The organism is Streptomyces sp. SCSIO ZS0520 (assembly GCF_025643355.1).
Classification (GTDB): Bacteria; Actinomycetota; Actinomycetes; order Streptomycetales; family Streptomycetaceae; genus Streptomyces; species Streptomyces physcomitrii.
Map to the genome: position 1 here is coordinate 3,727,555 of NZ_CP092644.1, position 26,091 is coordinate 3,753,645.

Below are 26,091 nucleotides of genomic sequence, written 5' to 3' on the forward strand. Positions count from 1 at the left end.
GACGCGGCGTCCTCACCCCCCGCGCACCGTGTCGAAGGCCTCGGTGAGCGCGGGGCTGCCCGCCAGTCTGCCGAGGATGCGGTGCAGGTGCTTGCGGTCGGTGGCGGACAGGTCGGCGAAGGCGGACTCGTCGACCTCGCGGAGCAGCCCGTCGGCGTCCCGGCCCAGGTCGGCGCCCTTCTCGGTGGCCGCGACCAGATAGCGGCGGCGGTCCCGCGGGTCCCGGGTGCGCTGCGCGTAGCCGCCCTGCTCCAGGGTGTCGAGGGTGCTCACCATGGTGGCGGCGTCGATCCGCAGATGGGCGCCGAGGTCGAGCTGGGACATCGGGCCGTTGTCCAGGAGCGCCTGGAGCACGCTGTAGTGCCGTACCCGCAGGCCGAGTTCGGCGAGCCGGTGCTCGCTGAGGCGGAAGGCCACCTGCCCCAGCTTGAGCAGCAGGCAGCTGGTGTGCTCGGCGACCGAGCCGGGCACCAGATCCGCCGCCCGGTTCGCCGCTCGGTTCGCCGCCCGCGCGGGGGTGGTCGCCGCCATGTTCCGCTTCCTCCGCAAACCGTTCGCACCGCCGAAGGTCACATCGTACGAGACGTTCCCCCGCCGCGTACCAGACCTTCTCCTGTGGTGATCGAGGCGGCTCGCTGCGCGGTTCCTCACGCCCGCCCCGCCTTGACAGAGCAAGGCTAATTATTTGTACTGCTTATTATTAGTGAGCCCTGGTGGACAGTTCCGGTGCACCGCGGGCGGACCGAGGAGAGGAGCCGGGCATGGAGCGCAGCCTCGCGGGACGGACGATCCTGATGTCGGGCGGCAGCCGGGGGATCGGCCTGGCCATCGCCCTGCGCGCCGCGAAGGACGGGGCGCGGGTCGCGCTGCTCGCCAAGACCGCCGAGCCGCACCCGAAGCTGGAGGGCACCGTCCACACGGCGGCCGCGGCGATCGAGGCGGCCGGGGGCTCGGCCCTGCCGGTGGTGGGCGACGTCCGCTCGGACGCCGATGTGGAGCGGGCCGTCGCGGCGGCGGCCGAGCGCTTCGGCGGGATCGACATCGTGGTGAACAACGCGAGCGCGATCGACCTGACGCCCACCGCGGACATCCGCATGAAGAGCTACGACCTGATGCAGGACATCAACACCCGGGGCACCCTGCTGCTCACCAAGACGGCCCTCCCCCACCTGCGCCGCTCGGCGCACGCGCATGTGCTCACGCTCTCCCCGCCGCTCAACCTCGCCCCGCACTGGCCGGGCCGCCATCTCCCGTACACCCTCGCCAAGTACGGGATGAGCCTGTGCACCCTCGGCTTCGCGCACGAGTTCGCGGCGGACGGGATCGCCGCCAACTCGCTGTGGCCGCGCACCCTCATCGACACCGCCGCGGTACGCAATCTGCTCGGCGGCGCCGAGCGCTCCCGCTCCGCCGAGATCGTCGCCGACGCCGCGTACGCGATCCTCAGCCGCGACCCCCGCACCTGCACCGGCCGCCACTTCCTCGACGACGAGGTGTTGGCCGAGGAGGGCGTCACCGACCTGTCCGGCTACCGAGCGGCGGGCGCCGAGGGCGAGTTGGAGCCCGACCTCTTCCTCGACGCCTGAGGCACGGCAGGGTGCGCTCGACGCCTGAGGCACGGCAGGCCGCGCTCGACGCCGTGCCGCGGGCCCGGGCGCCGGTAGAGCACGGGGCTCCAGCAGCCCCCGCGTCCCCCGACCCGGCCGCCCCCGGTCCGTGCACCGGTCCGCCGCCGTCCAGCACGCAGTCGTGCCTGGTCCAGGGAGTGGGACGGCTCTTGGTGCCGGGCGGCGGCTGTTGTAGAAATGGGCCCCATGAATCACGAGCCCCTGGTGCGACGCCTGGTCATCGACCTGTGCCGGCGCCCGGCCGCCTGTTGTTGATTCTGCCGCGTCCCTGACGCCGCTCCCCCTCTCCGCGCCTCCGCTCCCCTGCTCTGCCCTGCCGTCCCGCGCACGGACGGCGTCCCGGCGGGAGCGGGGCGGAGATGTCCCGCCCCGCCGCCCTGCCGCGGTGCCCGCTGCCTGAGTCGTTCCGCTCCGTCGGCCTCAGCCGCCCCTCCCTCCCGGTTCCTTCCGGCTCCCCCGCTGCCCTGGAGGCCGCCCGTGTCCACGACACCCCCGCTGTCCGAAGTCGACGCCGAAGCCGGACCCGGCTCCGCCGCCGCCGTGGCGGACCGGCCGCCGGTCCGGCGCCGCCCCCAGGTCTGGGCGCGTGCCCGCCACGCCCTGCTGCCGCTCGGTTCGCTGCTGCTCTTCCTGGCGCTGTGGCAGGTGCTCGCGGTGAGCGGGACGTGGAGCGAGACGCTGGTGCCGCCACCGGCCGAGGTCGGGGACGCCTTCCTGGACGTCTCCACCACGCACGACGGGGTGCGCGGCTACAACGGCACGTACCTCGTCGAGCACTTGGGGATCAGCCTGCGGCGCATCGGGCTGGGGGCCGGGCTCGGCATCGCCCTCGGGGTGCTCTTCGGGCTGCTGATGGGGACCGTGGGGTGGGTGCGTTCGCTGTTCGAGCCCTGGATCACCTTCCTGCGGACGCTGCCGCCGCTGGCGTACTTCTCGCTGCTCATCATCTGGCTGGGCATCAACGAGGAGCCGAAGATCACGCTGCTCGCCGTGGCCGCCTTCCCGCCGGTGGCGGTGTCCACCACGACCGCCGTCGCTGCCGTGCCGCGGAGCCTGATCGAGGCGGCCCGGGCACTCGGCGCCTCGCGGTGGGACGTGGTCCGGGACGTCGTGGTGCCCTCCGCCCTGCCGGAGACGCTCACCGGGATCCGGCTGGCCGTGGGGGTGGCCTACTCCTCCCTGGTCGCCGCCGAGTTGGTCAACGGACTCCCCGGTATCGGCGGCATGGTCAAGGACGCCGCCAACTACAACAACACCCCGGTGGTCCTCGTCGGGATCATCGCCATCGGGGTCTCCGGACTGGTCATCGACGGACTGCTGCTGCGCCTCGAACGCGCCGTCGTGCCCTGGCGCGGCCGCACCTCCCCGTGAGCCGCCCGGCCCCCCTCAACTACCGCTGCCTCCACGGCACTTCTCCCCTCTCCCCCTGCCTCCCGCCCCTCCCACTCTCCGCACAGAACGGCCTCCACCATGTCTCCCTCCCCTGCTCACGGCCCGTCCCGCCGACTGCTGCTCGCCGGTGCGCTGGCCGCCGCCTCCGCGGTCGTCACCGGCTGCTCCTCGGACGGCGGCGGCTCCTCCGGCGGCGCCAAGCGGCTGCGTATCGGCTACTTCGCCTTCCCCAGCGGTGACTTGCTGGTCAAGAACCGCAAGCTGCTCGAAAAGGCGCTGCCGGACTACACGATCAGCTGGGTCAAGTTCGACTCCGGGGCCAGCGTCAACCAGGCCTTCCTCGGCAAGTCCCTGGACATCGCGGCGCTGGGCTCCAGCCCCTTCGCCCGCGGGGTGTCCGGGAGTTCGCCGATCCCGTACAAGGTGGCCTTCGTCCTCGACGTCGCCGGGGAGAACGAGGCCCTGATCGCGCGCAAGGGCAGCGGGATATCCGAGGTGAAGGGCCTCAAGGGCAGGACCATCGGTACGCCCTTCGCCTCCACCTCGCACTACAGCCTGCTCGCGGCGCTGGAGCAGGCCGGGTTGAAGCCCTCCGACGTCAAGCTCGTCGATCTCCAGCCGCAGGCGATCCTCGCCGCCTGGCAGCGCGGGGACGTGGACGCCGCCTACGTCTGGCTGCCCACCCTGGACGAACTGCGCAAGAGCGGAACCCAGTTGACCAGCAGCAAGAAGATCGGGGCCGCGGGGAAGCCGACGCTGGACCTGGCGGTCGTCTCGGAGGAGCTGATCGCCCGCGATCCCCGTGCCATCGACGTCTGGCGCAAGGTGGAGGCCGAGGCCCTGCGCACCCTCACGTCCGACCCCGAGGGCTCGGTGAAGGCCATCGCCGCGGAGCTGGGCATCAGCGCGGCGGACGCGAAGGCCCAGCTCTCGCAGGGCGTGTTCCTCACTCCGCGGCAGGTGGCCTCCGCCGACTGGCTCGGCACCGAGGGCCGCCCGGGCAAACTGCTCGGCTACCTCACCGACACCGGCGAGTTCCTGGCCGGACAGAAGCAGATCGACGCGGCACCGTCCGAGGACGTCGTCCGCAAGGCGTTCTACCTCAAGGGGCTGCCCGATGTCCTCAAGTGAGACCCGTGAGAACAGTGAGACAGGTGAGACCAGCAAGGCCAGCGGGATCAGCGAGACCAGCAATCCCAGCGGGACCACGGCAAGTGGGCCGCTGGCCAAGGGAGTTGCGGCAGCCTCGCAGGCGCCCGACGGCTCGGTGCGGCTCGACGGTGTCCGCCATGAGTACGGCCGCGGGCGGGAGACCGTCGCCGCCGTCGGGCCGGTCGATCTGCGGGTGCCCGCCGGCGAGTTCCTGGTCCTGGTGGGCGCCTCCGGCTGCGGCAAGAGCACGCTGCTGCGGCTGATCGCCGGGTTCGAGCAGCCCACCCACGGCTCGGTACGGGTCTCCGGGGCCCCGCCGCGGCCGGGCGCCTCGGCGGGGGTGGTCTTCCAGACGCCGCGGCTGTTCCCCTGGCGCACCGTGCGCGGCAACCTCGACCTGGCGCTGCGCTACGCCGGGGTCCCTCGTGCCCAATGGCCCGAGCGGCGCGGGGAGTTGCTGGCCCGGGTCGGCCTCGAAGGCACCGAGCGGCGGCACGTCTGGGAGATCTCAGGGGGCCAGCAGCAGCGGGTGGCCCTCGCCCGCGCGCTGGCCGCCGAGAACCCCCTGCTCCTGCTCGACGAGCCCTTCGCGGCCCTGGACGCCCTGACCCGCGAACGCCTCCAGGAGGACGTACGGGAGGTGGCCGCCCAGACCGGCCGGACCACCGTCTTCGTCACCCACTCCGCGGACGAGGCGGTCTTCCTCGGCTCCCGCATCGTGGTGCTGACCCGGAGCCCCGGAACCGTCGCCCTGGACCTGCCGATCGACCTGCCGCGCGGCGGTGGCGTCGACGCCGACCAGCTGCGCGAGTCCGCCGAGTTCACCACCCTGCGCACCGAGGTCGCCCACGCCGTCAAGTCCGCGGCGGCGGCCTGAACTTCACCCGGAAGACCTCCCGGGAGACCTCGATCGGGCCCGCGACGACCGAGAGCCCCTGATCGGGCCCGCGACCGGGAACGCGACCGGGACCCCACCCGGAAACCGGAGCGGACCGCCCACCGACGGCGGCCCGCTCCGGTTGCTCATCCGGACGCTCGGTGGCTCCCTCGGACGCCCGGTTGCTCATCCGGACGCTCGGTGACTCCCTCGGACGCCCGGTTGTTCACCCTGCCGCCCCGGTGGCTCATCCGCCCGGGGCGCGGCGCCTCACTCCACCGGGGCGAGGTCGGTGATCTTGCGGGTGGCCAGGTCGGACCGGACGGCGATCTGGGTGACCTGGGGGTCCGGGCCGTCGCTCCAGGTCAGCGTGACCAGGGTGTCGGCGTGCCCGGCGCCGGTTCCGTCGGCGGAGACCTTCCACTTCACCGGGACGTTCTGCGCGAAGAGGATGCCGTCCGCGTGCTCCTTCTCCTCGTACGCGGCGACCTTCTTCTGCGCCGCGGCGCTCAGGTGGAAGGCGCGCGCCGCCTTGGCCGCCTGGGCCGCCGCCGGGTCCTCCAGGTCGTAGACGGCGTCGATGTAGCCGCCGTAGAAGTCGGCGACCCGGGCGGTGACATCGCGGGGGTCGCCCTCGCGGTCCTGGGCCGCCCGGACGTGCCCGGTGGCGGAGGTGCCGCGGGCGGAGTCGCTTCCGGCGAGCGCCGGGGTGACGGCGGCCAGCGAGAGGGCGGCGGCGATTCCCGCGGCGGCGAGCACGGTGGTGCGCGGGCGAGTACGTGTACGCATGGTGAGACCTTCCCCGTGGTGCGGCGCCGCGGTTCTGCTGACCGCGGGCCGTCGGTCACCGGAGAAGACAGCGCGCACCGGACGAAAGTTGCACAATCGCCGCGGATTTACCGAGCCTTGGCGCTCTCATGGCGGAGGCGCCGCGCCTGCGGGCCCCAGCACACGGCGTCCTCCCGGCGGCGGATCAGCCCGACTTCTCGGCGTGCTCGGCGAGTTCGGCGAGGAAGCGCGGCACCCGGCCGGCACCGAAGTCGTAGAACCGCGCCCACCGCGGCTCGACCGCGATCCGCGCCATCCGGTCGTACATCGCCCGGCAGTTCCGCTCGAACTCGGCGGCCTGCTCGGCGTCGAAGTTCTTCCGCGCCGCCGCGAGGTACTCCGGCACCACCCCGTCGACGAGGGTGAGGTGCACGACGCCGCGCACCGACAGCGACCTGGCCGAGCCGGGGCTGTCGCCGGTGTCGACGGTCAGGGCGACCTCGGGGCGGGCGGTGAGCGCGCGCACCTTGGGGGCGGTGGCCGCGGTGGACATGACGATCTCCTCGCCGGTCCAGTAGATCCCGATCGGGACGACGCGGGGCAGCCCGTCGAGGCCGTTGTACGCCAGCCGCGCCATCGAGGCCCGGCTCAGCAGCTCGTGGGCGTCGGCCAGTTCCTGTGCGATCTGCTCGCGGTCCATGACGCGTCGTCCTCCACTGTCGGGCGGCCGCCGGTGGCCGCTGTGCCCCCGGGGACGGAGCCGCCGCCGCGTTCTCGACATCCGGGCCGGGAACGCCGTCTCCTCACCCACGGTAATCGCGCCGCCCCGGGGTCCGCCTCCTCAGGCGCAGGAGGGACACAGCCCTCGGTAGATGACCTCGGCCTCGGCGACCCGGAAGCCGTAGCGCTCCCGCGGGGGCAGTTCGGCCAGGGGGTCGCCGGTGGGGTGGACGTCGCGCACGGTGCCGCAGCCGGAGCAGACCAGGTGGTGGTGCGGGTGGTGGGCGTTGGGGTCGTAGCGCTTGGCGCGGCCGTCGGTGGCGACCTCCAGGACCTCGCCGAGGCCGACCAGCTCGCCCAGGGTGTTGTAGACGGTCGCCCGGGAGATCTCGGGGAGCCGTTCGGCGGCGCGGGCGTGCACCTCCTCGGCGGTGAGGTGCACATGATCGCCATCGAGCACCTCGGCGACGACCCGGCGCTGCGCGGTCAGGCGCCAGCCCTGTGCTCGCAGTCGCTCCAGGAGATCACTCATGGAGATCACTCATGTCGGGCTCACCTCTTCGGGATCGGCGGGACGGTCTTCTTTCGGGCTTCTTCGGGCCTCTTCGGGCGTCTGCGGGCCTCGGCGGACCGGACGGGGCGGGCGGATCCGGCTCGGATCCGGCCGGATCCGAGCGGCGCATCGGACGGGTGGTGAGGGGCTACAGATTCTGAGGGTCTACAGCTTTGGCATTCTTCTTGACTTGGACTCTGTCCATCGTAGGATCGGTTCCGGCGCAGGCCAAGGGATGGGGCCGAAGCCGAGAAACGGCTCGTGCCGAGGATGAGGCCCCGGACCACCGCCCCGGAGCCCCCGGCGCGAGCAGCACCAGTACATGAGCAGCGCCGTCACCTCAGCGGCGCCATCCGTACGGTCCGGAAGGATTCCCATGTCTGAGAACCACGAGGCAATCGTCACCGACGCCAAGACCGAGGGCGCCGACGGCTGCCCCGTCGCGCACGGGGCGCGCGCTCCGCACCCGACGCAGGGCGGTGGAAACCGCCAGTGGTGGCCGGACCGGCTCAACCTGAAGATCCTCGCCAAGAACCCGGCGGTGGCCAATCCGCTCGGCGAGGAGTTCGACTACGCCGCGGCCTTCCAGTCCCTGGACCTCGCCGCGGTCAAACGCGACATCGAGGAGGTCCTCACCACCTCCCAGGACTGGTGGCCCGCCGACTTCGGCCACTACGGCCCGTTCATGATCCGGATGGCCTGGCACAGCGCCGGCACCTACCGGATCAGCGACGGCCGCGGCGGCGCCGGCGCCGGCCAGCAGCGCTTCGCCCCGCTCAACAGCTGGCCGGACAACGGCAACCTCGACAAGGCCCGCCGCCTGCTGTGGCCGGTGAAGAAGAAGTACGGCCAGAGCCTGTCCTGGGCCGACCTGATGATCCTCACCGGCAATGTCGCCCTGGAGTCGATGGGTCTTGAGACCTTCGGCTTCGCGGGCGGGCGCGAGGACGTCTGGGAGCCGGAGGAGGACGTCTACTGGGGCCCCGAGACCACCTGGCTCGACGACGAGCGCTACAGCGGCGACCGCGAGCTGGAGAACCCGCTCGGCGCGGTCCAGATGGGCCTCATCTACGTCAACCCGGAGGGCCCGAACGGCAATCCGGACCCGCTCGCCGCGGCCCGCGACATCCGCGAGACCTTCCGCCGGATGGCGATGAACGACGAGGAGACGGTCGCCCTGATCGCGGGCGGCCACACCTTCGGCAAGACCCACGGCGCGGGCCCGGCCGAGAACGTCGGCCCCGACCCCGAGGCCGCCCCGCTGGAGGAGCAGGGCTTCGGCTGGCGCAACAGCTACGGCACCGGCAAGGGCGCGGACGCCATCACCTCCGGCCTGGAGGTCACCTGGACCACCACGCCCACCCGCTGGAGCAACGGCTTCTTCGACAACCTCTTCGGCTACGAATGGGAGCTGACCAAGTCCCCCGCGGGCGCCCACCAGTGGAAGCCGAAGGACGGCGCGGGCGAGGGCACCGTCCCGCACGCCCACGACTCCGCGCAGAAGATCGCCCCCTCGATGCTCACCACCGACCTGTCGCTGCGCTTCGACCCGGTCTACGAGCCGATCTCCCGCCGCTTCCACGAGAACCCCCAGGAGTTCGCGGACGCCTTCGCCCGCGCCTGGTACAAGCTGACCCACCGCGACATGGGCCCCAAGTCCCTGCTGCTCGGCCCCGAGGTCCCGGCCGAGGTGCTGCTCTGGCAGGACCCGCTGCCGGAGGCGGAGTACGCGACCGTCGGCGCCGAGGACATCACCGCGCTCAAGGCGAAGATCCTCGACTCGGGCCTGACCGTCTCCGAACTGGTCTCCACCGCCTGGGCCTCGGCCTCCACCTTCCGCGGCAGCGACAAGCGCGGCGGCGCCAACGGCGCCCGGATCCGCCTGGAGCCGCAGCGCGGCTGGGAGGTCAACGACCCGGACCGCCTCGCCTCGGTGCTGCGCACCCTGGAGGGCGTCCAGGAGGAGTTCAACTCCTCGGCCTCCGGCGGCAAGAAGGTCTCCCTCGCCGACCTGATCGTGCTCGGCGGCAGCGCGGCCGTGGAGAAGGCCGCCGCGGACGCGGGCCACGAGATCACGGTGCCCTTCACCCCGGGCCGGGTGGACGCCACGGACGAGCACACCGACGCGGAGTCCTTCGCCGCCCTGGAGCCGGGCGCCGACGGCTTCCGCAACTACCTCGGCAAGGGCAACCGGCTGCCCGCCGAGTACCTGCTGCTCGACCGCGCCAACCTGCTCACCCTGAGCGCCCCCGAGACGACCGTCCTCGTCGGCGGACTGCGGGTGCTCGGCGCCAACGCCCAGGACTCGCGGCACGGCGTCCTCACCGAGACCCCCGGCCGGCTGACGAACGACTTCTTCGTCAACCTCCTCGACCTGGGCACCACGTGGCGGGCCGCCAACGGCGACGGGCACACCTACGAGGGCGTGGACGCCGCCACCGGACAGGTCAGGTGGACCGGCACCCGGGCCGACCTGGTCTTCGGCTCCAACTCCGAACTGCGGGCGCTCGCCGAGGTCTACGCGAGCGACGACGCCCGGGAGAAGTTCGTGACCGACTTCGTCGCGGCCTGGTCCAAGGTGATGGACCTCGACCGCTTCGACCTCGACACCCGGGGGCGCTGAAGCACTGCGCGGGGGTAGTCGGCGCGGCACCTGAAACGCGCCAACTACCCCTGGCTGCTGGCCAGTTGAAGAAAGGTCAGCAGAACCTCGACAACATCTGAATGGATGTCACCCAAGCGGGCACCCTCCTCAACGAAGGGCCCCTCAAGCCGGACGTCCAGGCCGCCTCCCCCGTCGGCCTGGACGTCCTTCCCTTTTCCGCCGCCCTCTTCTTCCTCCTGCTTCGTTCCTCCTCTCCGCTGCCCGTCCGTGCCCGTGGTCCGGGTGCCCCGTCCACGGGGCGCTCTCCCGGCGGACGTTAGGATCACCGCGGCGGGCCGCCCGGCGTCGACCACGGGTACCGCCGGACGGAGACCGCGCGGGAGACACCCGTAGGCGGGACGCATACAGGAGGACGCGGGCATGCCCGGTGGCGTAGCGGTGATCGGTGGGTCAATTGCCGGATGTGCGGCGGCACTTGCCGCCACCCGGGGCGGGGCCGAGAAGGTCACCGTCTTCGAGCGGGCCGCCGGGGAGCTGCGGGTCCGCGGAACCGGTATCGGCATGCACAAGGACCGCTTCGAGGAACTCGCCGCCGCGGGCTACGTCGACGAGGACATGCCCTGGGCGCCGATGAACCGCCGGCTGTGGACGGTCGCCGACGGCTCCCGCCGGGGCGGCCGCGCCATCGCCGTACAGCCCTTCCCCTTCCGCGCCTACGCCTGGGGCACGCTGTGGAGCGCGCTGCGGGAGCGGGTGCCCGCGGGGACCGACTACCGCCCGGACGCGGTCGTACGGGGCATCGAGCAGGACGCGGACGGGGTGACCGTACGCCTCGGGGACGGCGGCAGCGAACGCTTCGACGCCGTCATCGGCGCGGACGGCTACCGCTCCGTGGTGCGCGAGGCCATGTTCGACGACGTGAAGCCGCACTACGCCGGGTACGTCGGCTGGCGCGGCACCTCGCCCGACACCGGTCCCTGCCCCGAGTTCCAGCAGGACGACTGCCATGTGGCCGTCTTCCCCGGCGGCCACTGCATGCTCTACCGCATCGCGGTGCCCGGCGGCGGCACCCGCCTCAACTGGGTGCTCTACACGGTGCCGCCCGAAGTCCCGGGCTTCAGCGGGGACTTGACCTCCGCCACCTCGCTGCCGCCCGGGCGCCTCAGCGCCGATCTGACGACCGCCCTGCGCAGCCTCGTCAGCACCCATATGCCGCCCTACTGGGCCGAGCAGATCCTCGCGGCACCCCCCGAGACCACCTTCATCCAGCCGATCTACGACCTGGAGGTGCCGCGGTACGCCTCCGGGCGGCTGCTGCTCGCCGGGGACGCGGCGACCATCGCCCGGCCGCACACCGGCGGCGGCAGCGTGAAAGCCCTCCAGGACGCCTACGCCCTGGAGCAGGCCTGGCGGGCGGGCGGCTCCTGGGATGAGATCACCGCCGCCTACGACAAGGGCCGCACCGCGCTCGGCGCCCAGCTGGTCGCCCTCGGCCGCCGCCTCGGCCACGCCCAGGTGGAGCACACCCCGGACTGGGCCGCCATGCAGGAGGCCGACCTGGACGCCTGGTGGGCCGCCCAGAACGGCGGCAGCGCGGCCAGCAGCGGCTTCGGCGGGACGGCGCTGCGGCGCGGCTAGCGCGGTCGGCGCGGCTGGCGCGGTCGGCGCGGCTGGCGCGGCTGGCGCGGTCGGCGCGGCTGGCGCGGCCTGTGCGCTACCGCGGCCGGTGCGTACGGGCGGAACCCGCGGGTGGCGTCCGGTGCGTACCGGAGCTGCAGACGCCCGGCGGCCCGGCCGGGACCGGCCCCCGGCTCAGACCCCGCCGGCCGTGAGGTCCAGGGCCGCGTGCAGGGCGCTCGGGTCGGCGCGGACCGTGCCGCCGGTGAAGTGGTGGGTGGCGCGTCCGGAGGTCAGGACGGTCACCTCGTCGGCGCAGGCGGCGGCGAGGGCGGGGCTCGGCGAGACGAGCAGCACGGTCAGCCCCTCGGCGGCCAGCGAGGCGATCAACTCGTGGACCATACGGGCGAGTTGAGGGGCCAGGCCTTCGGTGGGCTCGTCGAGCAGGAGCAGCCGGGGGGAGCCGAGCAGCGCGCGGGCCAGGGCGAGCATCTGCTGTTCGCCGCCGGAGAGGTCGCTGCCCCGGTGGCTCCGGCGTTCGCCGAGGCGGGGCAGCAGCGCGAGCACCCGGGGCACCGTCCAGCTGCCGCCGCGGTCGGCGAGGAGCAGGTGCTCGGCGACGGTGAGCGAGGCGAAGACCCGGCGGCCCTGCGGTACGAGGCCGATTCCGGCGCGGGCCATCCGGTGCGGCGGGCGCCCGGTGAGGTCGGCCCCGGCGAGGCGTACCGTCCCGGCGGCGGGGCGCAGCAGCCCGGCCACGGTGTGCACCAGGGTGGTCTTGCCCGCGCCGTTGTGCCCGACGACGGCGTGCACGGTGCCCTCGGGGACGGCCAGGTCGAGTCCGTGCAGCACGGTGCCGCCGCCGTATCCCGCGCTCACGGCGGTGAGTTGGAGCATCAGGGCGTCTCCTCGGCGGGCACGGCCTCCAGGTAGGCCTCGCGAACCTCGGGGTGGGCGAGGGCCTCCCGGGTGGGCGCGGTGACCAGGGCGCGCCCGGCGGCGAGCACGGTCACCGTACGGGCGAAGCGGGCGACGACCTCGCTGTGGTGCTCCACGAGGATCACGGCGGTGTCCGTGTCGAGCCGGGCGAGGACGTCGAGCAGCCGGGCGATGTCGGTGTCGGTGAGCCCGGCGGCGGGTTCGTCGAGCAGCAGCAGCCGGGGGGTGCCGGAGAGCGCGGCGGCGAGGTCGAGCAGGCGGCGCTGACCGTGCGAGAGGGCGCCCGCCGGGCGGTGGGCGACCGGGGCGAGGCCGACCTCGTCGAGGCGCCGCAGGGCCTGCTCGGTGAGCTGCCGGTGGCGCCGGGGGCTGCGCCAGAGTCCGCGGCCGGTCCCGTGGTGCCGCCAGGAGGCGAGCACGATGTTGTCCAGGGCGCTCAACTCGGCGACCGCGGTGGGCTGCTGGAAGCTGCGGGCGATGCCGAGGCGGTTGCGGCGCCCGGGGCCGAGGCGGGCGATGTCGGTGCCGTCGAGCCGCAGGGTGCCGCCGTCCGGCCGGTCGGTGCCCGCGATCAGGTTGAGCAGGGTGGTCTTGCCCGCCCCGTTGGGCCCGATGACGGCGTGCCGGGCGCCCGGCGGCAGGCTGAGGCTCACCTTGTCGACGGCGGTGAGACTGCCGAACCGGCGCCGGACGTCGGTGAGTCGGAGCACCGGCTCGCTCATGTCGCGCTCCTCTCCACCGGCTGGGGCGCGGCCGTCTTCGCCACCGCCGGTGGGCGGCCGGGCTCCGGCCTCGGCAGCAGTCCGGCGAGTCCGCGGGGCAGCAGGTAGACGGCGGCGACGAAGAGCGCGCCGAGCAGCAGGGGTGCGTGGCCGGGCCAGGCTCCGGCGAGCCAGTCCCGGGTGAAGACGATGAGACCGGCGCCGAGCAGGGCGCCGAGGACCGAGCGGGTGCCGCCGATGACCGCGGCGAGCAGGGCGAGGGCGGCGGTCTCGAAGCCGACGTCGGCGGGGGAGATATAGCTCTGCACGGTCACCATCAGGGAGCCGCCGACCCCGGCGAGCGCCCCGGCGCCGAGGTGCGCGACGAGCAGGTACCGGCCCACCGGGTGCCCGGAGGCGCGCAGCCGGGACTCGGCGGCGCGGCTGCCGGTGAGCAGCTTCCCGGCGGGCGAGTGGAGCACGAGCAGGGTCAGGGCGAGGGCGACCGCGGCGACGGTGAGGGCGTAGCCGTAGAGCTGGCGTTCGTCGAGGAGTTCGGGGGTGCCGGGCAGCCAGCGCAGGGCGGGGAAGCCCACGAGTCCGTCGGTGCCGCCGGTGAGCCAGCCCATCCGGTCGATGGCGGTGACCGTCAACTCGCCCACGGCCAGGGTGATCATGAGCACCGTGGTGCCCCGGGCGCGGATGATCGCGGGCCCGGTGACGAGCGAGAACAGGGCGGCGGCCAGGGCCGCGAGGAGGACCAGGAGCGGTCCGGTGGTCCAGCCCTCCTCGGCGAGCAGCGCGGTGGCGTAGCCGCCGACCGCGAAGGGGGCGGCCTGGCCGAGGGTGGGCAGGCCCGCGTAGCCGGTGACGACGGTGACGCTGACCGCGAGCAGTCCGAGGGCGAGGGCGTAGCCGACCAGGGAGAGCGAGTAGGCGTCCAGGACCGAGGGCAGGGCGGCGAGCACCGCGAGCAGGAGCAGGAAGGGGGCCGCCGATCCGGCGGGGCGGCGCAGCCGGGCGGGCAGCCGGGAGGCCAGGGGGCCGGTCAGGCGGGCGGTCAACTCGCCGGTGCCGGTGGCGACTTGGGCGCGTGCCGCGGCGAGGGCGCGGGCCGGGCGGCTCGGGGCGCCGTCCTGGTGGGCGGTGGCCTCCGGCTCGGCGGTGAGTCCGGAGCGCAGGACGAGGACGGCGGCCATCGCGGCGAAGAGCAGATAGGGCGCCCAGTCGGGCATCAGGGAGACGCCGAGGGTCTGCACCTCGCCGACCAGGAGCGCCGCGGCGAGGGTGGCCCACAGCGAGCGCAGCCCGCCGAGCACGACGATGACCAGGGAGAGCATCAGGACGGTGTCGGCGGTGTCCGGGCCCGGGCCGATGATGGGGGCGCCGAGGGCCCCGGCCGCCCCGGCGAGGGCGCCCGAGGCGGCGAGGACGCCGGTGTGCACGGCGCGCGGGCTGATGCCGGTCGCGGCGAGCATCTGGGGGTCGTCGGCGGCGGCGCGGACCGCGGCGCCGGCCCGGGTGCGAGTGAGCACCCAGGTCCCGGCGGCCGCGAGGAGCAGGGCCATGCCGATGAAGCACAGGCGGTAGGCCGGGTAGCGGTGCCCGAGGAGGGTGACCGTGGAGTCGAGCACCCCGGGCACCGGCACCGGCATCTCGTCCTCGCCGAAGTACTCGACGAGGAGGTTGCCGCCCGCCAGTGCCAGGCCGAAGGTGAGCAGGGCCTGGGCGAGGTGCCCGCGCCGGGAGAGCGGGGCGGTGGCGGCGGAGAGCAGGACGCCCGCGAGGCAGGCCACCGCGGTACCGGCGGCGAGCCCGAGCAGGAAACCGCCCCAGGTGCCGTCGCCGCACTCGGCGCCGGTGTAGGCGCCGAGTGCGTACAGCGTGCCGTGGGAGAGGTTGAGCACTCCGGCGGTGCCGAAGGCCAGGCTCAGTCCGGCGGCGACGACGAAGAGCAGCAGCCCGTAGGCCACTCCGTCGAGGGCCGGTACGAACTGGGCGTCCAGGAAGCCCATGTCAGCCGCCGAGGGTCGCCAGGTCCTGCACCATGACGTTGGCGAGCTGCTTGCCGTCCGGGCGGACCTGGCGCAGGTACCACTTCTGCACCGGCGAGTGGGTCTTCTTGTTGAACTCCCAGGCGCCGCGCGGGCTGTCGATCTGGCCGAGGCCGTCGATGGCCTTGTTGATGGCCTCCGGGGTCACCTCGCCGCCGTCCTTCGCGGCGTCGGCGACCGCCTGGTCGAGCACGGCGGCGGCGTCGTAGGAGGCCATCGCGTAGGTGGTCGGCGGGGTCTCGTGCTTGGCGGTCCAGTCGGCGACGAACTTGCGGTTGGCGTCGCCGTCGAGGTCCTGCGCGTAGTTGAGCACCGAGTAGATGCCCTTGGCGGAGTCGCCCTGGGCGTTGAGCAGGCTGCCCTCGGTGAGGAAGCCCGCCGAGTACAGCGGCAGGTCCGCGATGTCGGACTTGGCGTACTGCTTCACGAAGTCGACGGCGGCCTTGCCCGCGTAGAAGCAGTAGACGGCCTTGGCGCCGGAGCGGGCGATCTCGGAGAAGTACGGGGTGAAGTTGGTGGTCTTCGGGAACGGCGTCCACTTGGTCTTGCCGCCCGGGTTGGCCAGCTTGCCGCCCTCCTCCTTGAAGGCGTCGGTGAAGCCGCGGAGTTCGTCGTAGCCGCCCTGGTAGTCGGGGCCGATGGCGTAGACGGGGCCGTCCACCTCCTTCTTGACGTGCCCGGCGATCGCCCGGCCCGGCTCGTCGGAGAAGAAGCTGGTGTCCCAGACCCGGCTGACGTCCTTGACCTCGGGCCGCGCGTTGGAGCCGATCAGCGGGATCTTCGAGGAGTTCACCAGCGGCAGAACGGCGTTGAAGGTGCCGCCGCTGACGATGCCGGTGAGCGCGTCGACCTTGTCCTTCTTGATCAGCTTGGTGGCCGCGGGCACCGCGGTGGGCGGGCCGTCGCCCTCGTCGGCGGCGACCAGCTCCGCCTTCTTGCCGCCGAGCTTGCCGCCGTGGGTGTCCAGGTACAGCTGGAAGCCGTCGCGCAGGTCGGTGCCGACCGCCTTGTACGTACCGGAGAGCGAGGCGAGCACCCCCACCTTCACCGTGTCGTCGTCGCCCCCGCTGTCGCTGCTGCATCCGGCGACGGCGGCGAGTGCGAGGACCAGCGCGGCGGCCCCGGTACGGGTTCTGCGGCTGCGCTTCTGGCGGACGTGGGTTTCCATGCGGGCTCCGAATCGAGGACGGGGGATGGTCGAATACGGCGGGGGGTGACGGTCCGTCAGGAGGCGGGCCCGGTGTGGTGGTTGTGCAGGATCTCCGGGCTCAGCGTGTCGCCGACCTGGTTGATCAGCTCGGCCATCCGGTAGCTGACCTCGCCGATGTCGGCGTCCCGGGTGGTGGTCACGAGCAGCGAGGCGCCGCTGGAGACCGCCATCGAGAAGAGGTAGCCGCCCTCCATGGCGGTCAGGCTGTGCTCGACGGGGTCGGCGTTCATCACCTGCGCCGCCCCCGAGAGCAGGTTGACGATGCCGGACGCGATGGCGGCGAGCCGGTCCGCGTCGTCCCGCTCGACACCGAAGTAGGCGAGGGCGAGTCCGTCCACGGAGACGGCGATGGCCTGGGTCACTTCCGGCAGGCGACGCGCGAAGCCGCTCAGGATCCAGTTCAGATCTTCGGTGCTTGAGGTGGTCACGAACAGGCTCCGTTAGCTCTGGTCATCGGTTCTGTCCGCATCCGCGGGGCGGTTGCGGCGGCTGTTACTGCGGCTGATCCCTTGCGTGTAGGCGGCGAAGACGTCGGAGACCTGCCGGGAGTCCCGGCGGCGCGGCGCCGGTTTGGCGGGCCGTGCCGTACCGGGTCTGGCCGCCCCGGGGCGGGGCTCCGTACCCTCCGCCCTGGCGGCGCCCGGCAGCGGGCGCTCCATGCTGCCGCCCTTCTGCCGCACCGGCAGCCCGGACTTGCTGAAGCGGGCGGAGGCCTCACCCCCGGTGTCCCGCTCGCCCGGCCGGGCCGCCTCCTGCGGCCGTTCGCCGCCCGGCGGCCGCGGCGGTCCCCCACGCGGCGGGCCGACGGTGGCGGGGGTCCGCGCCCAGGAGGGCGCGGGCCGGGCCGGGCCCTCGGCGGGGTGGCCCGGGTCCTCGGCGGAGCGCTCGTGGTCCCGCGCCGGGCGGTCCTGCTGCTCCTCGGGCCGCTTGTGGTCCCACGGCTCGCGGGCCCGCTGCTCCTCGGGCCGCTTGTGGTCCCAGGGCTCGCGGTCCTGGTCCTGCCCCTGGCGGTCCGGCGCGGTACGGGAGGCGGCCCGCTCGGTGCGGAAGGGGTCGCGGGCGGCGGGTGCCGCGCGGCGCGGCGCCTCGGCCGGGTCCTCGCCGCTCCGTACGGCCGGGGCCGGGTCCTCGGCCGTCGCGCGGATCGCGGGGCGCGGCGGGGCGGCGGGGCCGCTGCGCGGACGCTCCTGGAAGACCTCGGGGGCGACCGGGGTGGTCTCCTCCGCGATCTCGGTGAGGATCTCGGTGGGCAGGGTGACCTCGGCGATGATGCCGGGGGCGCCGTCGCGCAGTTCGACGGCGATGCCGTGCCGGCGCGCGAGCCGGGCCACCACGTGCAGACCCATCGCGCGCACGTCGCCGATGTCGGTACGGGTGGAGGCGAGCGCCGCGTTGCAGCGCGCCCGGCGCTCCGGCGGCATGCCGACGCCCTCGTCGACGACCTGGACCACGGCCCGGTCGTGCAGCCGCCACACCGCGACCCCGACATGGGTGCCGGGGGGCGAGAAGTTGGTGGCGTTGTCGAGGAGTTCGGCGAGGATGTGGGCGACGTCGTGCACCACCCGGGCGGCGACGCCGATGCCCTTCTCGACCACGCCGAGCCGCACCCGCCCGAACTGCTCGATCTGCTGGGCGGCCACCAGGATGACCGTGGAGCAGGGCACGTCGTCGCTGCGCACCCGGCCGTGCCCGTAACCGCCGAGCACCAGCAGGTTGTTGGTGTTGCGCTCCATGCGGATGGCGAGGTGGTCGAGCGCGAACAGGGTCTGCATGCGCTCGGGGTCGGCCTCGTCGCGCTGGACGGTGTCGAGTTCGCGGACCATGACGCTGGTGAGCTGGGCGCCGCGGCGGGCCACGCCCACCAGGGTCTCGGCGAACTGCTCGTGGAAGCGGGCCTGTTCGGCGGCGAGCCGCACCGCCTCGAAGTGCACCGCGTTGAACGCCTTGCCGACCTCGCCGATCTCGTCCTTGGAGGTGGCCTCGACCGGGCGGCCCGAGTTCTGCGCGACCTCCTCGGGGCTGGCGCCGCGCAGCGCCCCCGGCTTGGACAGCTGGGCCACCACCTGGGGCAGCGTGGTGTTCGCGACCTCGTGGGCCGCGGTCCGCAGGTCCCGCAGGCGGCGGATCATGACCCGGCCGAGCCGGAAGGCGACGAAGACCGCGCCGAAGAGGGTGAGCAGCACGAGGACGGCCTCGGCGATCGCCCACCAGGCGAGTTCGGTACGGGTGTCGGTGACCGTGTCGTGCAGCGAGTCGTCGACCCGCTTCTCCACCCCGCGCAGCAGGTCGAGGCGGTCCGAGGTGGCCGCCAGCCAGTCGTCCGTGGAGACGTCGAGCTCCTTGCCCGGCTCGCTGCGCCCGATCTCGTCCTCGAGTCGCTGCGCCTGCTGGGACTTGGGCCCGGACAGGGCGCGCTCCAGCCAGGTGCGCCACTGCCGGGGGCCGAGGTCGAAGAGGACCGCGGTGGAGTCCGTGTAGCCGAGGCGGGTCGCGTCGAAGGTGCGCAGCGAGGCGGGGGTGAAGCCGCCCGCCGCCAAGGCGCGCTGCACGGTGACCTGTTGGCGGCCGATGTGCTCGGCGGCGCGGGACAGGGCGGCGGCGGCCCTGATCCGGTCGGCGATGCCGGCTTCGAGTCCGTCCGAGAGGGCGATGCCGTCGCGGTAGTCGATGAGGTTGGTGATGACGATGCGGTAGCCGAACGCCAGGGCGGACAGGGAGCTTTCACCCGAGCGCGCCTGGGCGCGCAGCGAGGGCAGCTCCTCCAGCGAGCCCTTGATCCGGTCGAGGGCGCCGCGCGCCTTGTCGGGCACCGAGGCCAGATCGCCGGAGAGGCCGCGGAAGTCGGCGAGGCCCCGGTCGGTGGACTGGGAGCTGGCGGAGAAGTTCTCGGCCTCGCCCTGACCGGCCACCAGCGCGGTCGCGGCGGCCCGCTCGCGCTGGAGGCGGTGCGTCAACTCGGCGGCGGACTGGGCGGCTTCGACCATCGTCGTCAGCCGGTGGGCTTGCAGCGCCTGGTTGGTCGCGGGCGCGAGGGCGAGCACGGAGAAGGTCAGTGCCACGAGCAGTGGCACCGCCACGAGAAGCACGAGGCGACGGTTGATCGTCACGAGGCACGCCCCTCACCGGAGGCTGATATCACGGACACGCTGAACGCCTAGCTGCGAAGGGGGTGTGGGGACACAGCACATAGGGGTGGTCGACCCCTGCGGTCTCGATCATTTTGCGCCGTCACACTTTGCAACAAGATGACCGAGAAAAACAAACTTGAGCATCAGTAATGTGCGGAATGCTCACTAACGAGCAGAATGAAACAGGGGCTCTCGGCCCCGAGACGACTCCTCCTGGCCCGCGCATCTCGTCAGCATCACGCCGCCACGGCTCACGCGAGAACCCCCCGGGCACCCCGGTGCGCCCCCTAGGTCTCCGCGGCACCCCCAGTCGCCCTTCTGGGCGGACGGCGGCAGCGGCCCGGAGGCCGTTCGCGCGGGTCCGGCCCGGTGCGCCTGTACCACAGGACACGGCGGGCGCAGCGGAGCGCGAACGGCGCACGGCCCAGGGCGGGTTGCCGGTGGCACGGGAGGACACGGCACGACGCGGTGCGCCGACCGCCCGTACCCGCACCGGCGTGCGCCCCCCGCGGTGAAGGGGTGTTGTCCGCCGCGAAACAGCCGTAATAGCAAGGGAGTTGTACGGTGAAACGATCGCGCCGCCGTCGGCTCCGAAATGGGCACCGGGTGTCAACTGACGCTGAAATAGCGGGAGTTCACAGGACGGGGGCGGTAACAGTCTGGACAATGCTCTTCCGATGCTCGGTCAGGTAGAAGTGGCCGCCCGGGTAAAGGTGCGTACCGCGGAAGTCCTTGGTGTACTCCGCCCAGGCGCTCAGGTCCCCGGGGTCCACCAGCGGGTCGCCGAGTCCGCCGGAGACCGACAGCGGCACCGGCAGCGGCGGCGCCCCGGCATCCGGCCGCCAGCCGTCCACGACCGCGAAGTCCCCGCGCAGCAGCGGGCCGAAGCGCGCCCAGACCGCCGCGTCGTCGAGCAGCCGCGGCGGGCAGGCCCCGGTGGCGCGCAGCCAGTCCCGCAGCTCCTCCTCGCCGAGCAGATGCCGCGGCGGCTCGTACGGCCGAAAGCGCGAGGGCGGCTGGAAGGCGGAGAGGTGCAGGGCGCGGGGCAGCGGGTCGCCCTCGGCCAGCAGGCGCCGGGTCAACTCGTAGGCGAGCAGGGCGCCCATGCTGTGCCCGAAGAGCACGAAGGGGCGGTCCCACCAGTCGGCGAGCTGGGCGCGCAGGTCGTCCACCAGGGCGGCGCTGTCGCCGAGCAGCGGCTCGGCGCGCCGGTGCGCCCGGCCGGGGTAGTCCGGCAGGCAGACCTCCCAGTCGGCGGGGAACCGCGCGGCCCAGCCCCGGTAGAGCAGATGGGAGCCGCCGCCGTGGTGGATCAGGAAGACCCGTACCGCCGGGTCGGCGCGGGGCGCGGGGCGGGTGAGCCGGGCGGCGGCCGGGCTCACAGGGTCAACCCGCCGTCCACGCTGAGGACTTCGCCGGTGATGAAGCGGGCCCGGTCGGAGACCAGGAAGGAGACCGCGTCCGCCACGTCCTCCGGGCGGCCCAGGCAGCGCAGCGGGGTGCGCCGCAGATGCTGCTCGCGCGCCTTGTCCGGCATCTCGGCGGTCATGTCGGTCTCGATGAGGCCCGGGGCGACCGAGTTGACGCGGATGTTGAAGCGCCCGTTCTCCTTGGCGAGGGCGCGGGTGAAGCCGAGGATGCCCGCCTTGGAGGCCGCGTAGTTGGTCTGCCCGATGCCGCCGTGGATCCCCGCGATGGAGGAGATCGTGACGAAGGCGCCCGCGCGGCGCCGCACCATCGGCTGGAGGGCGGCCCGGCACAGGTGGAAGGTGCCGTCCAGATTGGTGCGCAGCACGGACTCCCACTCGGCGTCCTCCATCAGCGCGAGGGGGCGGTCCCGGGCGATGCCCGCCGCGGTCACCACCGCGGCGGGGGCGCCGAATCGGTCCACCGCCTCGGCCACGAAGGCGCGTACCGCGGGCCCGTCGGCGACGTCGAGCCGGGTGGCGAGGGTGCGGGCCCCGGCCTCCCGGGCCTCCTCGGCGGCGGCCTCCGCCGCGTCGGTGCGGGTGCGGTAGCAGAAGGCCACGTCGTAGCCGTCCTGGGCGAGGCGGACGACGACGGCCCGGCCGATGCCGCGCGAGCCCCCGGAGACCAGGGCGAGCGGGCGGCTCATGCCGGGTGCCGCTCGGCCAGGCGGGCGGTGACGAAGCCGTACAGCTCGTCGAGGGTCGTCACGCCGGAGGCGAGGACCTCCTCGATGGAGATGCCGTAGGAGTTCTCCACCTGGGAGGAGATCTCCAGCTGGACCAGCGAGTCGACCTCCAGCTCCTCCGCGAAGTCGGCCTGGTCGCCGACCTCTTCGCGGTCGGCCTCCAGCGCGTCGGCGACGATGCCGCGCAGGTCTTCCTTGTTCACCTCGGTGGCGGTCAACTCGGCTCTTTCCTTTCGGAGTTCGGTGGTACGGATCGGGTGAGGAGCAGCGCCGCGGCGGTCTCGGGCCCGCCGCCCGCACTCGCCAGGACCGTCTCGGCCGCGGTGGCGTCCAGGTGCGCCACCGCGGCGGCGCACTGCACCACGCCGAGGGCCCCGGAGAGCGGACCGAGCGCCTGCTCGACATCGAGCCGGGGCGCGCCCGCGGTCAACTCCCCCTCCCCTGCTTGCTGTTCACCGGTGAGCCACAGGTCCACCGGTCCTTCGAGCGGCGCGGCGAGGCCCGCGGCGGCCTCGGCCGCGGCCTCGGCCGCCGAGGAGGCCCTGCCGTAGGCGGCGAGCAGGGCCCGCGGGTGCGCACCGCGCGCGGCGGCGTCCTCGGCGCGCTCCAGGACGACCGCCGCGGCGGCGTCCGTGGTCTCCCGGCCGAGCAGCCGGGTGACCGCGGGGCCCGAGGGCTCCACGCCGACCACCAGGACGGTACGGGCCCGGCCCGCGGCGAGCAGCACCCGGGCCCAGAACAGCGCGTCCAGGCCGCTGCTCGGGCCGTTGCAGACGGTCAGGCTCGGGCCGCGCAGCCCGTGCCGGATCGCCAGATAGCCCGCGCAGACATTGCTCGACGTCCCCGGCAGCCCGAGCGGGGTCAGCCCGGTGACGCCCTCCCGGGCGATGGTGTCGCTGAGGGCGGCGACCGTGTCCAGGGTGCCGAGACTGCTGCTGACGACCACCGCCGCGGTGTCCGCCTCCCCCGTGAACCCGCCGTCCGCGTCGAGGAGTTGCGCCTCCGCGAGGGCGGGCGCCGCGGCGCGCAGCGCCAGCCGGGAGGCCCGGTCCAGGTTGCGCAGCTCGCGGCCCTTGAGCCCGGTGACCGGGTCGAACCCCCCTGGCCCGTAAGGCGGTTGGCGGAGCAGATCGGCGGGTCCGGTCAGGCCGGTGACGGCGGTCCCGGTGCCGGTGACGACGACCGGGGCCGCGCTCGCCGGCAGGGCGCGCAGCGGCAGCGGGCCGGGGGCCGTCACGCGGCCTCCACCATGGCCACCGCGTTGATCCCGCCCAGCCCGAAGGCGTTGACCTGGACGATCCGCGGCGCGGCGGCGACGGCGGCGCCGCGCACCAGGCGCAGCCCGGCGGCCTCCGGGATCGGCTCGGTCAGCCCGTGCACCGGCGGCACCGTCTGATGCCGCGCGGCGAGCACCCCCATGACGAGGCTGAGCAGTCCGGAGCCGCCCAGGGTGTGCCCGGTCAGCGATTTGATCGCGGTCATCAGCGGGCCGCCGGAGCCGGGGAAGATCCGGCCGAGCACGGCGGCCTCGGTCTCGTCGTTGCGCGGGGTGCCGCTGCCGTGGCACATCACCAGGTCCACGTCCGCGGGCCCGAGCCCGGCCCGCCGGTGGGCCTCCCGCACCACCCAGTCGATGCCCTCGGCGTCGGGCGCCGTGGCGTGCCGGGCGTCGCAGTTGACGCCGACCGAGCGCAGCCGGGCGTGCACCCGGGGCGCGCGCTGCCGCGCCGGGCCGGTGCCGTCCGTGTCGTCGGCGGTGTCGGCGGTGTCGGCGCTGCGGCGCAGCACCACGGCGACCGCGCCCTCGCCCATCAGCATGCCCTTGTGGGTGGTGTCGAAGGGCCGCAGGGCGCGCGGGATCTCGTTCTGCACCCGGTCCAGGGTGCCGAAGGCGCTCTCGGTCATCGAGTCGCTGCCCGCGACCACCACGGTGTCGGCCATGCCGAGGGCGAGCAGGTCGGTGCCGAGGGCCAGCGCGCCGAGCGAGGCCGAGCAGGCGTTGGCGAAGGTGTGCGCGTCCTCGGCGCCGAAGGCCGCGCCGAGGGCGGGCCCGAAGTGCAGGGCGGCCGGGTCCAGGGCGGTGCCCTCGCGCCACCAGAGTTCGGCGCTGCGCTGCTCGCGCAGGGTGGTGCCGACCAGCACCGGGATCCGGCCGAGCCCCTCGTCGAGGCCCGCGTCGGCGAGGGCCTGCCGGATGGCGGTGGTCAGCCAGCGGGTCGCGCGCAGCGGTTCGTCGGCGCCGTCCGCGGGCCGGTCGTCGATCTCGTAGGCGTAGCCGCCGCGGTAGCGGGTGCGGTCGAAGGCGCGCAGCGGGGCGCGGCTCTCCCGGCTCGCGCACAGCGCCTCGAAGACGGCCCCGGGGCTGTCGCCCAGATTGGCGACGGCCCCCATCCCGATGATGTCCCAGCTCACCGCTGCCCGGCCCGCTCCCGCAGCCGGAAGGCGGCCAGTTTGCCGGTGGAGGTGGTGGGCATCTCGTCCACGAACTCCAGCCGGGCCGGGCGCTTGTAGGCCGCCAGACGGCTGCGCAGGGCGCCCATCACGGTGCGCCGCAGCGCCTGCCGCTCGATCTCGGCGACGGGCTGCACATAGAGCACCGCGGACTGCAGCCCGTGCTCGTCCTCGGTGCCGACGACGGCGCAGTCCCGCACCCCGGCGGTGGCCCGTACGACCTCCTCGATCTCGGCGGGCGGCACCTTGTAGCCGCCGAGGTTCAGCAGGTCGTCGGCGCGGCAGAGATGGGTGAACGGGCCGCCGTCCGGGGCGCGTCGGACGATGTCCCCGGTGTAGAGGCCGCCGTCCGCGAAGGCCCGGGCGGTGGCCTCGGGCAGGCCCAGGTAGCCGAGGGCGACGGTGGGCCCCGCGATGTGCAGGCGTCCCGGCTCGCCGTCCGGTACGGGTGCGCCGTCCTCGTCCCGCACGCTCGCGGTGACCCCGGGCACCGGCTGGCCGAAGGTGCCGGGCATGGCCTCGCCCGCCGGGGTGGCGACCACGATGTGCAGCGACTCGGTCGCCCCGAGGCCGTTCACCAGACCGGCGCCGAAGGTCTCGCGGACCCGCTCGCCGAGACCCGCGGGCAGGTTCTCGCCCGCCGCCACGCACAGCCGCACGTCCTCCAGCGACTCCGGTGCGGCGCCCGGCAGTTGGTCCAGCAGCGCCGCGTACATCCGGGGCACCAGGAAGAGCACGGTCGGCCGGTGGCGCTTGACGGCGACGGTGACGGTGGGCGCGTCCACGGTGCCGCGGAGGAGCACGACGGTGGCGCCCGCGGCGAGCGGGCACAGTACGGAGTTGCCGAAGCCGTAGCCGAAGGACATCCGCGCGGTGGAGAGCACCACGTCCCCGGCGCGCAGCCCGAGGAAGCCCTCCGCGGCCCGGAGCAGGCCGAGGATGCCGCCCGTGGAGTGGCGCACCCCCTTGGGCCGTCCGGTGCTGCCGGAGGTGTACTGCACGAGCACCTCGTCCGCCTCGGCGGCCCGCGCCGGGGCGCCCGCGCGAGTGGGCCGGTAGGCGGGGTTGTCCCCGGGCGTCTCGCGCGCGGCGAGCGCGGTACGGACGTCGTCGCCGCTCAACTGCGGCAGTGCGGCGAGGAGTTCGGCGACCGCCTGGTGCCGCCGGGGCGGGGCGTCCAGGTGCAGGAGACCGGCGGCGCAGTCCGCGGCGATATAGGCCAGCTCCTCGTCGGTGAGCATCGGGCTGACCACCACCGGCACACAGCCGCGCCACCACAGGCCGAGCACGGCGGCGGCGGTCGCCGCGGAGTCGTCGGCGACGAGCAGGCAGCGGGTCCCGGCGGCGATCCCCAGCGCGTCCAGGGCACCGGCGTAGCCGCGGGCGGCGTCGAGCAGCCGCGCGTAACCGACCTCGCCGACATCCGGGTCCACGTACGCGCTCACCGCGCCCCGGCCTGCCGCCACCTGGGCGGAGACCAGCGTCTCGACCAGGTCGGTGCCGCCCGCCTCCGCGACCGGCCGCGAGGGCGTGTCCAGGGCCTCGCCCAACTCGGCGACGGGCTCGGCCTGCTGTCCGGGATCCACCGAACGGGCCGCCTTCGTGAGCACCTCCGCCGCCTCCCGCAGGCTGCCCATCGCGGTGGCGTCCTCGGCGGTCAGGCGGACGCCGAACTCCCCCTCGACACGTGCCGTGATGGCGGTCTTCTCCAGGGAGTCGGCGCCGAGGTCCTCGTAGAAGCGGGCGTCCTCCGGCACCTCCGCGGGGTCCAGTTCGAGGATGGACGCGACGATGCCGCGCAGCCTCTCAAGCTTCTCGTGCATCCGAAGAGTCCTTCTCCATTCGGTCGCAGGGGCCCCTCGTCACGGGTCCGCCCGCACTCCGGTCCGACGCGGCGCGCTCGTCCGGGAAACCCCCGCCGCGCACCCCGCCCTCCGGACGGGCGACGAGTTCTGGCCACGGCCCCGGAGAGGGGCAACCCTATGGCCGACCACGGGGCTCCCGACCCGGCACGGACCCCTACTCCCACCCCTGAACACCCCTAACTTGCAGAACAAGCGCAGGTGTTCGTTTAGCGCGCGGCAACAGGCCGCACAGGCAGAGGAGTCGGACACCCTCGGTGAGCAGGGAATACGGACGGT

The 26,091-nt window shown here is 73.9% G+C and carries 22 protein-coding genes; 6 read left to right on the forward strand and 16 right to left on the reverse strand.

What is annotated here, in order from left to right; all coding sequences use genetic code 11:
- Positions 1 to 12: 12 nt before the first annotated feature.
- Positions 13 to 531 (reverse strand): MarR family winged helix-turn-helix transcriptional regulator, encoded by a 519-nt coding sequence (locus tag MID12_RS14325; protein ID WP_052482339.1) that lies wholly within the window; start codon positions 529 to 531, stop codon positions 13 to 15.
- A 230-nt stretch (positions 532 to 761) separates the two neighbouring features.
- On the opposite strand from MID12_RS14325, the gene MID12_RS14330 reads away from it, so the two are divergent.
- The 4 genes from MID12_RS14330 to MID12_RS14345 all read left to right on the forward strand — a co-directional run bounded on the left by MID12_RS14330 (position 762) and on the right by MID12_RS14345 (position 5,049).
- Positions 762 to 1,586, forward strand: coding sequence for an SDR family oxidoreductase (locus MID12_RS14330; RefSeq protein ID WP_040250692.1), 825 nt, complete (start codon positions 762 to 764; stop codon positions 1,584 to 1,586).
- A gap of 519 nt (positions 1,587 to 2,105) precedes the next feature.
- On the forward strand, positions 2,106 to 2,999 hold the full coding sequence (locus MID12_RS14335; protein ID WP_411576956.1) for an ABC transporter permease: 894 nt from the start codon (positions 2,106 to 2,108) through the stop codon (positions 2,997 to 2,999).
- A gap of 99 nt (positions 3,000 to 3,098) precedes the next feature.
- Positions 3,099 to 4,151 (forward strand): ABC transporter substrate-binding protein, encoded by a 1,053-nt coding sequence (locus tag MID12_RS14340; RefSeq protein ID WP_263167558.1) that lies wholly within the window; start codon positions 3,099 to 3,101, stop codon positions 4,149 to 4,151.
- 136 nt (positions 4,152 to 4,287) lie between these two features.
- A complete protein-coding gene (locus tag MID12_RS14345; protein WP_040250696.1) occupies positions 4,288 to 5,049 on the forward strand; it encodes an ABC transporter ATP-binding protein in 762 nt (253 codons plus the stop codon).
- Positions 5,050 to 5,319: 270 nt separating this feature from the next.
- Here the strand turns inward: MID12_RS14345 and MID12_RS14350 are convergent, their stop codons facing one another.
- The 3 genes from MID12_RS14350 to MID12_RS14360 form a co-directional block, all read right to left on the reverse strand.
- Positions 5,320 to 5,838 (reverse strand): hypothetical protein, encoded by a 519-nt coding sequence (locus tag MID12_RS14350; RefSeq protein WP_040250699.1) that lies wholly within the window; start codon positions 5,836 to 5,838, stop codon positions 5,320 to 5,322.
- A 184-nt stretch (positions 5,839 to 6,022) separates the two neighbouring features.
- Entirely contained in the window at positions 6,023 to 6,517 is a 495-nt protein-coding gene (locus MID12_RS14355; RefSeq protein ID WP_040250701.1) for a pyridoxamine 5'-phosphate oxidase family protein, read from the reverse strand.
- 141 nt (positions 6,518 to 6,658) lie between these two features.
- Positions 6,659 to 7,069 carry a Fur family transcriptional regulator gene (locus MID12_RS14360; protein WP_040250703.1) on the reverse strand — a complete coding sequence of 137 codons (411 nt, stop codon included), beginning with the start codon at positions 7,067 to 7,069 and terminating at the stop codon, positions 6,659 to 6,661.
- 397 nt (positions 7,070 to 7,466) lie between these two features.
- On the opposite strand from MID12_RS14360, the gene katG reads away from it, so the two are divergent.
- Complete coding sequence (katG, locus tag MID12_RS14365) at positions 7,467 to 9,713, forward strand: catalase/peroxidase HPI (RefSeq protein WP_040250706.1); 2,247 nt, start codon at positions 7,467 to 7,469, stop codon at positions 9,711 to 9,713.
- A 402-nt stretch (positions 9,714 to 10,115) separates the two neighbouring features.
- Entirely contained in the window at positions 10,116 to 11,333 is a 1,218-nt protein-coding gene (locus MID12_RS14370; RefSeq protein WP_263167565.1) for an FAD-dependent monooxygenase, read from the forward strand.
- 174 nt (positions 11,334 to 11,507) lie between these two features.
- Here MID12_RS14370 and MID12_RS14375 read toward each other — a convergent pair whose 3' ends face one another.
- The 12 genes from MID12_RS14375 to MID12_RS14430 form a co-directional block, all read right to left on the reverse strand.
- Positions 11,508 to 12,209, reverse strand: coding sequence for an ABC transporter ATP-binding protein (locus MID12_RS14375; RefSeq protein ID WP_263167567.1), 702 nt, complete (start codon positions 12,207 to 12,209; stop codon positions 11,508 to 11,510).
- Positions 12,209 to 12,973, reverse strand: coding sequence for an ABC transporter ATP-binding protein (locus MID12_RS14380; protein WP_263167569.1), 765 nt, complete (start codon positions 12,971 to 12,973; stop codon positions 12,209 to 12,211). The genes MID12_RS14375 and MID12_RS14380 overlap by 1 nt, the downstream gene beginning before the upstream one ends.
- On the reverse strand, positions 12,970 to 14,967 hold the full coding sequence (locus tag MID12_RS14385) for an ABC transporter permease (RefSeq protein WP_263167571.1): 1,998 nt from the start codon (positions 14,965 to 14,967) through the stop codon (positions 12,970 to 12,972). Before MID12_RS14385 ends, MID12_RS14380 begins: the two co-directional genes overlap by 4 nt.
- Position 14,968: 1 nt before the next feature.
- Complete coding sequence (locus MID12_RS14390) at positions 14,969 to 16,174, reverse strand: ABC transporter substrate-binding protein (protein ID WP_040250720.1); 1,206 nt, start codon at positions 16,172 to 16,174, stop codon at positions 14,969 to 14,971.
- A 56-nt stretch (positions 16,175 to 16,230) separates the two neighbouring features.
- A complete protein-coding gene (locus MID12_RS14395) occupies positions 16,231 to 16,644 on the reverse strand; it encodes a roadblock/LC7 domain-containing protein (RefSeq protein ID WP_040250723.1) in 414 nt (137 codons plus the stop codon).
- Between the two features lie 12 nt (positions 16,645 to 16,656).
- Positions 16,657 to 19,323 carry a nitrate- and nitrite sensing domain-containing protein gene (locus MID12_RS14400; RefSeq protein ID WP_263167574.1) on the reverse strand — a complete coding sequence of 889 codons (2,667 nt, stop codon included), beginning with the start codon at positions 19,321 to 19,323 and terminating at the stop codon, positions 16,657 to 16,659.
- Between the two features lie 656 nt (positions 19,324 to 19,979).
- A complete protein-coding gene (locus MID12_RS14405) occupies positions 19,980 to 20,726 on the reverse strand; it encodes a thioesterase II family protein (RefSeq protein ID WP_040250729.1) in 747 nt (248 codons plus the stop codon).
- On the reverse strand, positions 20,723 to 21,460 hold the full coding sequence (gene fabG / locus MID12_RS14410) for a 3-oxoacyl-ACP reductase FabG (RefSeq protein ID WP_040250731.1): 738 nt from the start codon (positions 21,458 to 21,460) through the stop codon (positions 20,723 to 20,725). The genes MID12_RS14405 and fabG overlap by 4 nt, the downstream gene beginning before the upstream one ends.
- Positions 21,457 to 21,717 (reverse strand): acyl carrier protein, encoded by a 261-nt coding sequence (locus MID12_RS14415; protein WP_040250734.1) that lies wholly within the window; start codon positions 21,715 to 21,717, stop codon positions 21,457 to 21,459. The genes fabG and MID12_RS14415 overlap by 4 nt, the downstream gene beginning before the upstream one ends.
- A complete protein-coding gene (locus MID12_RS14420) occupies positions 21,714 to 22,736 on the reverse strand; it encodes a beta-ketoacyl synthase N-terminal-like domain-containing protein (protein WP_263167580.1) in 1,023 nt (340 codons plus the stop codon). Before MID12_RS14420 ends, MID12_RS14415 begins: the two co-directional genes overlap by 4 nt.
- Positions 22,733 to 23,911, reverse strand: coding sequence for a beta-ketoacyl synthase N-terminal-like domain-containing protein (locus MID12_RS14425; RefSeq protein ID WP_263167582.1), 1,179 nt, complete (start codon positions 23,909 to 23,911; stop codon positions 22,733 to 22,735). Before MID12_RS14425 ends, MID12_RS14420 begins: the two co-directional genes overlap by 4 nt.
- Positions 23,908 to 25,773 carry an AMP-binding protein gene (locus MID12_RS14430; protein WP_263167583.1) on the reverse strand — a complete coding sequence of 622 codons (1,866 nt, stop codon included), beginning with the start codon at positions 25,771 to 25,773 and terminating at the stop codon, positions 23,908 to 23,910. The genes MID12_RS14425 and MID12_RS14430 overlap by 4 nt, the downstream gene beginning before the upstream one ends.
- Between the last annotated feature and the right edge of the window lie 318 nt (positions 25,774 to 26,091).